Annotated in this window: 12 protein-coding genes; 9 read left to right on the top strand and 3 right to left on the bottom strand. The window is 56.3% G+C overall.

Going from position 1 to position 10,348, the window contains the following annotated elements:
- Nucleotides 1-127: 127 nt before the first annotated feature.
- A complete protein-coding gene (locus AXW11_RS04135; RefSeq protein WP_213479984.1) occupies nt 128-883 on the bottom strand; it encodes an alpha/beta fold hydrolase in 756 nt (251 codons plus the stop codon).
- The gene (locus AXW11_RS04130) at nt 876-1,841 is read right to left on the bottom strand and encodes an isopenicillin N synthase family dioxygenase (RefSeq protein WP_041332592.1); all 966 of its coding nucleotides are present in this window, start codon (nt 1,839-1,841) and stop codon (nt 876-878) included. The genes AXW11_RS04135 and AXW11_RS04130 overlap by 8 nt, the downstream gene beginning before the upstream one ends.
- 424 nt (nt 1,842-2,265) lie before the next feature.
- Here AXW11_RS04130 and AXW11_RS04125 point away from each other — a divergent pair, with 424 nt between their 5' ends.
- The 9 genes from AXW11_RS04125 (at nt 2,266) to AXW11_RS04085 (ending at nt 9,983) form a co-directional block, all read left to right on the top strand.
- On the top strand, nt 2,266-3,270 hold the full coding sequence (locus AXW11_RS04125) for an ABC transporter substrate-binding protein (protein WP_041332593.1): 1,005 nt from the start codon (nt 2,266-2,268) through the stop codon (nt 3,268-3,270).
- Between the two features lie 2 nt (nt 3,271-3,272).
- Nucleotides 3,273-4,058 (top strand): ABC transporter ATP-binding protein, encoded by a 786-nt coding sequence (locus tag AXW11_RS04120; protein ID WP_091642182.1) that lies wholly within the window; start codon nt 3,273-3,275, stop codon nt 4,056-4,058.
- Nucleotides 4,042-4,830 (top strand): ABC transporter permease, encoded by a 789-nt coding sequence (locus tag AXW11_RS04115; protein ID WP_041332594.1) that lies wholly within the window; start codon nt 4,042-4,044, stop codon nt 4,828-4,830. The genes AXW11_RS04120 and AXW11_RS04115 overlap by 17 nt, the downstream gene beginning before the upstream one ends.
- 62 nt (nt 4,831-4,892) lie before the next feature.
- A complete protein-coding gene (locus AXW11_RS04110; protein WP_213479986.1) occupies nt 4,893-5,357 on the top strand; it encodes a nucleoside deaminase in 465 nt (154 codons plus the stop codon).
- A gap of 11 nt (nt 5,358-5,368) precedes the next feature.
- Entirely contained in the window at nt 5,369-6,022 is a 654-nt protein-coding gene (gene wrbA / locus AXW11_RS04105; protein WP_091642187.1) for an NAD(P)H:quinone oxidoreductase, read from the top strand.
- Nucleotides 6,023-6,279: 257 nt separating this feature from the next.
- On the top strand, nt 6,280-7,275 hold the full coding sequence (locus AXW11_RS04100; protein WP_041332596.1) for an ABC transporter substrate-binding protein: 996 nt from the start codon (nt 6,280-6,282) through the stop codon (nt 7,273-7,275).
- Between the two features lie 61 nt (nt 7,276-7,336).
- On the top strand, nt 7,337-8,215 hold the full coding sequence (locus AXW11_RS04095; protein ID WP_213479983.1) for an ABC transporter ATP-binding protein: 879 nt from the start codon (nt 7,337-7,339) through the stop codon (nt 8,213-8,215).
- Entirely contained in the window at nt 8,212-9,015 is an 804-nt protein-coding gene (locus AXW11_RS04090; RefSeq protein ID WP_041332598.1) for an ABC transporter permease, read from the top strand. Before AXW11_RS04095 ends, AXW11_RS04090 begins: the two co-directional genes overlap by 4 nt.
- A 2-nt stretch (nt 9,016-9,017) precedes the next feature.
- On the top strand, nt 9,018-9,983 hold the full coding sequence (locus tag AXW11_RS04085; RefSeq protein WP_082040495.1) for a DMT family transporter: 966 nt from the start codon (nt 9,018-9,020) through the stop codon (nt 9,981-9,983).
- A gap of 153 nt (nt 9,984-10,136) precedes the next feature.
- On the opposite strand, the gene AXW11_RS04080 is transcribed toward AXW11_RS04085, so the two are convergent.
- A partial coding sequence (locus AXW11_RS04080) for a DsbA family protein (protein WP_286791902.1) occupies nt 10,137-10,348 on the bottom strand: 212 nt, incomplete at its 5' end.

Below are 10,348 nucleotides of genomic sequence, written 5' to 3'. Positions count from 1 at the left end.
TGTTGCGGGGACGGCTCTTTGAGCATGGGGCAGCCTCTGAAAAGTCGATACCCCAATTACAGCAAACCCCCGCCAAAATGGCGAGGGTTTGTCAGCAATCTGGGACGGCCCGAAAGGCCGTCCTTTTTTACATCTGGCTGGCTACAAATTCCGCCAGGGCAAGGGCAACACAACCAGGTGCTGCGACCTGGGGAACGTGACCGGTATCCAGAGAAACGATCGATGCGCCCGGGACCAGCTGCTGCATTCGCCGTTGCACCGGCAAGATCACAGAGCGGTCTTGCCTCGCCTCGATGTACAGCCTTGGCAGCTTTCCAAAACGGGCGTCAGTCCAGTGAGGCACCAGCATCCGGCTGCCCTCGGCCTGTGGATTGAAGCGGGGAATTGCCTGCTCGGCAATGGACTCACTGACGTCTTGCAGGAAAATCTGACGTATGGCATCTGCCGGTACGCGGGAAACCTGCCCGTTGTCTTCCCAGGTCAGAAACGGGCCAATGCCGGAGGCTTCGGGGTACTGTTCCCGCATGTCGCTGACGATTTGGCCAAAACCCGTACCGGAAGGCAGCATCATGCCCGCCAGGTAGGCAACGCCAATGACTCGTTCAGGAATGGCTTCTGCCAGTTGGGTTGCAACGGCACCGCCCCCGGAATGCCCCACCAGTAGCAGTGGGCCTTCGACCTTCTGAAGCATCTTTTCCAGGTCGTCGACGCATTGGCTGAGAGAGGCGTCGGCCGGGTTGCCCAGGCGGCTTCCGCACCCCGGGAGATCCGGTGCCATAACGTTGAAGCCCTGCTCTTTGAGATAAGGGGTGATGGTTTCCCATACCCAGCCGCCGGCCCAGGCGCCATGGATCAGAACGGCGGTCGTCATTTGTTCAGGCATAGGTTCTCCGGTACATCTCCATCAGGTGGGCTTCAACCGTTGTGGACGGGTAGTGAGGTTGCTCACCCTCGGAAAGGCAGGTAGGCAGGCAGGTGACGGTGTGGTCGGGGTTGCCGCTGAAGAAAAACGGCACCGAGTAGCGTTCGGCGCCCGACGTATTGACGACCCTGTGCAGGGTTGAGCGGTAACAGTCGTTGGTCCAGCGGGCGATCATGTCGCCAAGGTTGACCACAAAAGTGCCGGGGATGGGTTTTGCTTCGATCCACTGCTCACAACGGACATCCCACACCTGAAGCCCCGGCTTGTCGTCTAACAGCAAGACGGTGATGCCGCCAAAATCTGTGTGGGCTCCGCACCCTTTTTCCCCGGGAGCCGGCTGGGCGGGTTGAGGTGGGTAGTGCAGCAATCTCAGGGTGGATAATGGTTGGTGGCAGAAGTCCGTAAAAAAGTCCGGTTTCAGATCCAGGGTTAGGGCCAGAGCCTCCATTATGCGGGTGCTGAGCTGGTTCATGGCGTTGAAGTATGAGGTCATGGTGTTGCGGAAGCCGGGCAGTGTTTCTGGCCATTGGTTTCCACCCTGGTTGAATCGGCCGGCCTGTACGCGGGGGTCGGTTTCGTCCAGCTCTTCGCCTATGTAGAACCCTTCTTTCAAGTCTGGGGGCGCGCCGGTCTCCAAAGTCTGCCCCCTCATTGATTCATAGCCTCGGTTCGCTCGGGAGTGAGCCTTGTGGATCGCCTGTTTGTGTTCTTTTGGCAGGTTGAACAGAGCCTGTGACTCCCTGAATACCTGATCGATCAGCTCTGGGGGGATGCCATGTTCGCGGATATAGAAGAACCCCGTATGCAGACAGGCTTCGGTCAGCGAGCTCGTCAGCGCCTGCCTTTGTTGCTCGGTTCCCGAGAGTAACGACAGGTCAATGATGGGTAATGAACCGCCTGTTTCATTCGTGCTGCTCATGCTTTAACTCCGGTTTACGATTCTAAAACTGTCCATGTGGTCAGTAATTCACAAAGCGTGCCAATCAAGAAATATCGTTGGTCGGGCGGATGGCCGGAAATACCACGGTTTTCGAGGGTTCAGTGGCGTTGCAGCGGATTTCGTAAAGGCTTCATATCAGGGCGGCTCCCCATTTAATGCACCAGATTCGCGCGCCATAAAACGCGGTCCAGCGCTTGTTTGGGCTTACATGTAGAGATGTGTGGGCTGGCCTTCCACACGCAACACAGGCCCGGAAACTGGAGTGTTTTCAGCGGTAAAGGTGAGGTTTCCAACGAATTGTGCGGTAACAGACATATTCTGGCCTGTCCTTTGCAGTTCAGTTTTAAAACCTGACCGAATGATCAATAAAGCTCGGAAAGATTAAACCCGAAGGAGAATACTCATGCACAAAGGTTTCAAACGCTCGATTCTGATCGCTGCCTCACTGGCTGGCGGGTTGATGGCTCAGGCAGCATTGGCGGCCGACAAAGTGGTTTACCAACTGGATTGGCTGCCAGGGGGGGATAAGTCACCGGTGTATGTAGGTGTACAGGAGGGATTCTTTGAAGCCGAAGGCCTGGAAGTCAAAATCGCCAGTGGCCGGGGTTCGACCGACGCGATTACCAAGATTGCCACCGGACAAGCCGACATCGGCAGCGCAGACATCGGGGCGCTGATGGCAGCCAAGGTCCAGGACAATAGTCTGCCGGTGACAGCCGTCTATAGCATCTTCAACCAGGCACCTCATGCGTTCTTTACCTTGCAGAAGGCCGACATCAGCGAGATGACGGATATCGAGGGCAAGAAAGTCGCTACATCACCGTTCACATCCTCCAATGCGTTCCTGCCGCTGGTGCTAAAAGAGAACGGCATGGCTGAGGATGCGGTGAGTTTGACCAAGGCTGACCCAGGTGCCCTGGGGCCGATGCTGATGAACGGTGGAACCGACGCCATCATTGCCTGGGTCACGAATATCGCCCTGTTTGCAGATCAGGCCAAAGCCACCGGTAACGAGCTGGTGGTACTGCCATGGTCCGATGCCGGACTGGAACTTTACTCGGCATCCGTGGTGGCCAGCGAGGCCTTCCTGAGTGAGCGTCCGGACGTGGCCAAGCGCTTCTTGCGGGCTTTTGACAAGTCTCTCAAGTTCACCAGCGAGAATCCGCGCAAGGCAGCCGAAGCTCTGAACAGCATGGTGCCGGAAGTGGATGTCGATGTAGCAACCGGCCAGATTGGCGACACCATGAAGTTGGTTATGAACGACGTCAGCGACCGGGATGGCCTGGGAGCCCTCACTGAGGAACGTGTGGCGCTGACCTGGAGCTGGGTGGCGCAAGCCGAGAAACTGGCCGGTGATGCACTGGACCCGGAAATCATCATCGACCGGACCCTTTTTGAGGCGCTGTAAGCATGACTGAGCCCGCCACTAATCGTCCGTTTGTGCGGCTCTCCGGAGTCGGGCACCGTTACGATCCCAACCCGGCAATCCCGCCCGCGGTCACCGGTATTGAACTGGACATCCGCCGTCACGAGTTCGTGGCGGTGGTGGGACCTTCCGGCTGCGGAAAATCCACCTTGCTGCGGATGATTGCCGGGCTGTTGACCCCAACAGAGGGACAGGTCTCGGTATTTGGAAAGCAGGTCTCCGGACCCCGGGACGACGTTGGTATCGTGTTTCAGAAACCAACGCTGTTGCCTTGGCTGACTGTCCGAAAGAACGTGCTTTTCCCGCTCAAGCACAAGTTCGGCCGTTACGGTCGTGACGATGAAAAGCGTGCGGACGCCTTGCTGGCCATGGCGGGCCTGGAAAGTTTTGCCAACAAGATGCCGAATGAGCTCTCTGGCGGCATGCAGCAACGGGTCGGAATCGTTCGGGCGCTGTTGCTGAACCCGGATATTCTGTTGATGGATGAACCTTTCTCGGCACTCGATGCAATGACTCGGGAGCAGATCGGGTTCGATCTTCTGAAAATCTGGCAGGAAAACCCCAAGACCGTGCTATTCATTACCCATTCCATCGCCGAAGCCGTGCTGCTGGCAGACCGGGTGCTGGTGATGAGCAAGCGCCCCGGTACCGTGTTGGAGATGGTGGATGTGGACCTGCCTAGGCCACGCACGACCCAAACCATATCCGAACCCAGATTCGGCCAGTTAACTGAGCGACTGAGGAAGCATATCTATGAGCCTGAAGCTTGAGAATAGGGCCGGCCGCTCCCTGTTGACGGCGGCGCCCTGGTTGTTCTTTGTGGCGCTGGTTCTGCTATGGGAACTGGTTTGTCAGGGGTTCTCTTTGCCGGCCTATGTATTGCCAGCCCCCTCGGCCATCGTCGAGGCTTTTTTCAATGTGGAGATGAGCCGCTGGTTTACCCATCTGTGGGCGACCCTGCGGGTGGCTTTGATGGGGTTCGCGGCGTCCATCCTGGTGGCGATTCCCATTGCCATCGCCATGATGCGATCGGAGCTGCTGTCGCGCACTCTCTTTCCGTTACTGGTGGTGGTTCAATCCACCCCGGTGGTGGCGGTTGCGCCACTGATCATCGTATTGATGGGGTCCGATGACCCATCACGGGTATTGATTACCTGCCTGCTGACGTTCTTCCCGCTGGTGGTTTCGACTGCGACCGGGATCAACGAAACCCCCGATGAACTGGTTGAATTGAGTCGTTCGCTGGATGCCCCGCTGCGTAGGGAAACCTGGCAGATCCGGATTCCTTACGCCATTCCGCATATTTTCAGCGGCCTGCGCGTGGCCATCACTCTGGCCATTATCGGCGCCGTGGTGGCGGAATTTGTTGCCGCCGAAGAGGGACTGGGTTACTTCATTCAGTTCTCGACGTCGTTTTTCCGGATTCCGCAGGCCTTCGCGGGGCTGTTCTTTCTGGCAGTGGTCAGCCTGTTGCTGTTCAAGTCGGTGCACTGGGCGCAGCAGATCTTTTTCCCATGGAGCCTGCCCAAAAAACAGGGCTAAGCATGTCATAAGAGGTTAACGAATTGTCTGAACAGGAAAGATTGAACAATACCGATCTGGCAATGATGCAAAAGGTCATCGCCATGGCAAACGGGCTGGCGGAAGACGGAGTACATCCGTTTGCCGCCTTGTTGGTCGACAGTGAAGGCTCTGTCTTGATGGAGCAGGGCAACGCTTACCTCCCGGACCGTGATATGACAGGTCATGCCGAGCGCGTTCTGATGACTCGGGCCAGCAAGGCCTGGCGTCCAGACTTTCTGGCCGGTTGCACCATGTACGTATCCGCAGAGCCTTGTTGCATGTGTGCCGGTTCGGCCTACTGGGCCGGTTTGGGGAGAATAGTCTACGGGCTCAGTGAACACCGGCTGAAGAACATTACCGGCAACCATCCCGAAAATCCGACGCTCGATCTGCCCTGCCGGCAGGTGTTTGATTCCGGACAGCGCGAAGTCGAGGTGATCGGGCCGGTCCTGGAGGACGATGCAGCAAAAGTGCATGAAGTATTTTGGCAGAAGCACGGACAATGAAGGAGGGCGTCATGACAGCAAGCCGTGTCACCGTGGTTGTTGATTCCCGATACGGCAGCACACTGGCGCTCGCCCGAGCAGTGGCGTCAGGCGCATTGTCGGAAGGTGCGGAAGTTCGTCTTTGCCGAGTGGCCATAGATGAGCCCGAATTCAGTGTGGACTCGGAACGGGCTGATTTTATTGCGGCCCAGGCAGAATTCCGTGCGCTACCCAGAGCCACTGCCGATGATCTTGACTGGGCAAAAGGAATTGTCTGGGGGTCTCCCACCCGATATGGGTTGATGAGTACACCGCTTAGGGCGTTTATCGATGAAGTGGCACCTCTTTGGCGGCAAGGTGCCTTGATCGGCAAAGTGGGGGCTGCGTTTACCTCCACGGGAGGTATGCATTCTGGAAACGAGATGACGTTGCTCTCTCTTTTATTGCCCTTCATGCAGCATGGGATGGTGTTGGCCGGTGTTCCCCACAGTGTTCCGGAGTTGGTGCGGACCGAAAAAGGAGGTTCGCCCTATGGGGCGACAACGGTTACTGGATTCGATGGAAACAGGGGAGTTGACGAGAACGAACTTGCCATTGCCCGTGCATTGGGGGCAAGGGTGGCGAGACTGTCAGGCTGGGTAACACTCGAGCCATCGTCGGTTGAACTTGCGGCATACGCCACCTAGGTCGAGGGAATGGTGTAAGCGTGACGTTGTGTAGTCCTTTTGCCGCCTTCGGGCGGTTTTTTTTGGCTTGTTCAAAAGTAGAGCAGTTGGCCAGAGTTTGTTTAAAACTGGTGCGTTTTTCTGTGTTCTATATTTTTTAAGCTAATGATATTAAATAATAAAAACTTATTTCTTATATGGCATGAAGGTTGCCTTATAAAACCTGAGCAATTGGTCAATTAAAAGAGGCGTAAACCGCCTGGTCTAGGAGAGTATCCATGAAGATGAAGCTAAGCACCGTTCTGGGTGGTTCGATCATGATGGCCGGCCTGGTCGCTTTTTCGCCGGTAAATGCGGACGAGTTGGATAAGGTCGTATTTGGAACCAACTGGTATGCCCAAGCTGAGCATGGTGGCTTTTATCAAGCACTGGCAACAGGCCTTTACGAGGGGCACGGGCTGGATGTAGAAATCAGAATGGGTGGCCCGCAGGTAAACGGAACCCAGTTGTTGGTAACTGGGCGCTATGACCTGCTCATGGGCTATCCCATTGGCAACATTAACGCGGTCGAGAAGGGCTTGCCCGTTATGACCGTGGCTGCCTCCATGCAGGGAGATCCTCAGTCATTGGTTGCGCATCCCCACGTTGAATCCATTGAGCAGATCAAGGAAGAGGGCCTGCCCATTTATCTGGCAACCCATGCCCATTCCACCTTTTGGCCATGGCTGAAGGCAGAGTACGGGTTCGAAGACGATGTTGTGCACGCCTATACCTTCAGTGTTGCGCCATTTCTGACCGATGAAAGCATTGTTCAGCAGGGCTACCTCTCGTCGGAGCCTTTTGCAATCCAGAAAGGGGGAATTGAGCCGAACGTCTTCCTGTTGTCGGACTACGGTTACCCTCCGTACGCCACCACCATCGAAACCACAACCGACATGATTGAAGAGCGGCCAGACGTGGTCAAACGGTTTGTGCAGGCAAGCATGGAAGGCTGGCAAAGCTACCTGGAGAACCCGGAGCCCGGGAACAAGCTCATCATGCAGGAAAACCCTGAGATGACGCCTGAGCAAATTGCCTATGGCATCGAAAAGATCAAGGACTACGAACTGGTGACTGGCGGCGACGCGGGAACCCAGGGAATTGGAGTGATGACCGAAGAACGTTGGACGAAGATCAAGGATTTCATGGTTGGCGCAGGCCTTGCGTCGGCAGATCTTGATCTCAGCAAGGTTTTCACCCTGGAATTTCTGCCCGAAGAGCCGGTGCTGCCGTAAGCATCGAACCCTATCCTGATGCCGGTCGGTGACGCCATTGATCGGCCCTGGAGATATCATTATGACAGCGGACAAAGTAACACCCCTGAATCCGGCCCGGGAGCCGAATGTTATGGCTCCAGCGCCAGAGGCGCTCGCCCCGGGCAGACCGGTCCTGCAGGTGGACGGGGTTAACAAAATCTACAGCAATGGCACGGTCGCTCTGAAAGGAGCCGATCTGACTATAAAACAGGGGGAGTTCGTCAGCCTCCTGGGGCCTTCCGGGTGCGGCAAGAGTACCTTACTCCGGATTATGGCGGGCCTGGGTGAAGTGACCACCGGTACGGTCAAATGGTGGGAGCAGGATTACGGAGTGGTTGGCAGCAAGGGCCGGAAGCTGGCCTTCGTGTTTCAGAATGCCACGCTGATGCCCTGGGCTCGGGTACGTAAAAATATTCGTCTCCCGCTGGATCTGGACCACGCTGGTAATGCACCGGAAGTCGAGAAAAAGATTGATGACGCCCTCGATATGGTGGGCCTGACGGGGTTTGATGAGAGCTTCCCGAGAGAGCTTTCCGGCGGCATGCAAATGCGAGCGTCCATCGCCCGGGCCATGGTAACCGAACCTAACCTGTTGTTGATGGATGAACCTTTCGGAGCCCTCGACGAGATGACCCGCAACAAGCTGAATGACGATGTTCTGAAGCTCTGGCGAGAAAAGGGCTGGACCATTGTCTTCGTGACTCACAGTGTTTACGAGGCGGTCTATCTGTCCAGTCGGGTGGTTGTCATGGCGGCTCGCCCCGGACGGATCGTGGATGACATCGAAATCAAAGAACCCTATCCCCGTTCCCCTGATTTCCGGGTATCCACCGAATTTGCCGGATATTGTCGGCAGGTGTCGATGGCTCTTGAGCGAGCCAGTGCCATGGGAGAAAGCAAAGAGGGGAGTGATTCATGAAAACACCATTGATCCAGAACGAGCGCTTTGTTCAGGTCGCTGCCCCTTTGCTTGTGGGAGTCTTGGTGCTTCTGATGTGGCAATTGACGGTGGTGGCGTTTGAAGTACCGAAATACATTGTGCCCAGCCCCGTGGATATCGGGCAGTCGCTGGTGTCTGATTTCAATTCGCTGTTTAATGCCTTGATGATGACCCTCAAGGTAACCTTCCTGGCCTTTGCTATTTCGGTGGTTCTGGGAGTGGCGGCCTCGTTGCTGTTCGTGCAGAGCAAGTGGATTGAGATCAGTCTGTTCCCCTATGCGGTGCTGATGCAGGTAACACCGATTGTGGCCATTGCGCCATTGATCATCATCTGGGTAAACGACACCACGTGGGCTCTGACCATCTGTGCGGTGATCGTAGCTATTTTCCCGATTATCTCCAACACCACACTGGGGCTGCGAAGTGTCGATCCGAACCTGTTGAGCATGTTCCGGATGTATCGCACCAGCCGCTGGCAGGAATTGGTGCGTTTACGTGTTCCGAGCGCCCTGCCTTACTTCTTCGGAGGCTTGCGCATCAGTTCCGGGCTGGCTTTGATCGGTGCGGTGGTGGCCGAGTTCGTTGCTGGTACCGGGGGAGCCAAGGCCGGCCTGGCCTACATGATCCTGCAATCCGGCTACAATCTGCAGATTCCCAAAATGTTTGCGGCGCTGATTCTGATCACCGTAACGGGAATCCTGTTGTTCGCACTGATGGTCTGGATGTCCGACCGGGCACTGCGTAACTGGCATGAGAGTGCATTGAAGGTCGAGCACTGACCATGTCGCGGTCTACTTCGGTAATGCCTGCATCGGGTGCCGGCTATGCTTGGCGCAACGGGTACCTGCTGGTGGCCTTTACCGCACTGGCCTGGGGGATTAATTTCCCCATCATGAAGATAGGCCTGGCCTACAGCCCGCCGCTGTTGTACACGACCTTGAGGATGGTCCTCGGGACCCTCACCATGTTCTTGATTGCGCGAATGATGGGCATTCTCCGGATGCCGCACCGGGCGGACATACCGGTGGTTTTCTCCGTGGGCATTCTTCAGAACATGGGGTTTATCACCTTGGTGACCTTTGGCATGCAGTATATGCCCGCCGGTCGGGCGGCGATTCTGGCCTATACTTCACCAATCTGGGTGGTGCCGGCAGCCGCCTTGTTCCTCGGCGAGCGCTTAACCTTGTTCAGGGCATTGGGTGCCGGATTTGGACTCGCTGGACTGCTGGCTATATTTAATCCACTGACCGTCGACTGGCACGCTGAAGGGATGGTGACCGGGGGCGGATTGATCGTTCTGGCGACGATTGTCTGGACGGCAGGACTGATTCATGTCCGTCGGCATCAGTGGCGCGGGGATGTGCTGTCGCTGATACCCTGGCAACTGCTTTCGTCATTGCTGCTATTGGTACCCTTGGCCCTTTTCGTGGAAGACCTTGCTACCATCCGATGGGAGCCAGCTTTTCTGGTGAACATCTTCTTCAGCGGCGCCATTGCATCGGGCCTTTGCGTTGCAGCTCAGGTCGGTGCCATCCGGTCTTTACCCGCAGTGACCATGTCGCTGAGTTCCGCCGCGGTTCCAGCGGTTGGGCTGCTCTCATCTGCCGTTGTTCTGAATGAACAGCCGAGCGGCTCGGATATTTTCGGGTTCTGCTTGGTTGGTCTGGGAATTCTGGTGGTCGGGCTAGCGGATCGACGACAGGCTCAGCGCGCGCGGAATATTGCTTATCAGAATGGAATTAATTAAAAAAGTCTGGGTACCCCCCCAGCGTCGCTGAGGGGCCGATCGACCCAATCCCGACGTTCGGAAATTTTGTCGCGATCGTCGTTGGATACCTCTGGCGCGGAACGTCGTTATTGGCTCCGGCCCGCCAGAGGATGGTAATAGGCGGTCGCGCAATTAGGCTTTTGAAGCCATGGTTTCGGACAATAGTTCAACTCGATCCTGGCCCCAGAACTGTTCGCCATCCAACACATAGGCCGGAGCTCCGAGAATCCCATCGCCAATCGCTTCGTCGGTATGACGGTCGTACTGTTCAGTAACGTCTGATGACCGGGCCGCTTCAAGCAGGCCTTCTGCATCCAGTTCAAGGGTGTTCAGGATGTCACGAA

Source organism: Marinobacter sp. Hex_13 (genome assembly GCF_001566815.1).
GTDB classification, from domain to species: Bacteria; Pseudomonadota; Gammaproteobacteria; order Pseudomonadales; family Oleiphilaceae; genus Marinobacter; species Marinobacter salarius.
The sequence above is the reverse complement of the archived record's forward strand: the minus strand, read 5'-3'. Positions and strand labels throughout refer to the sequence as shown.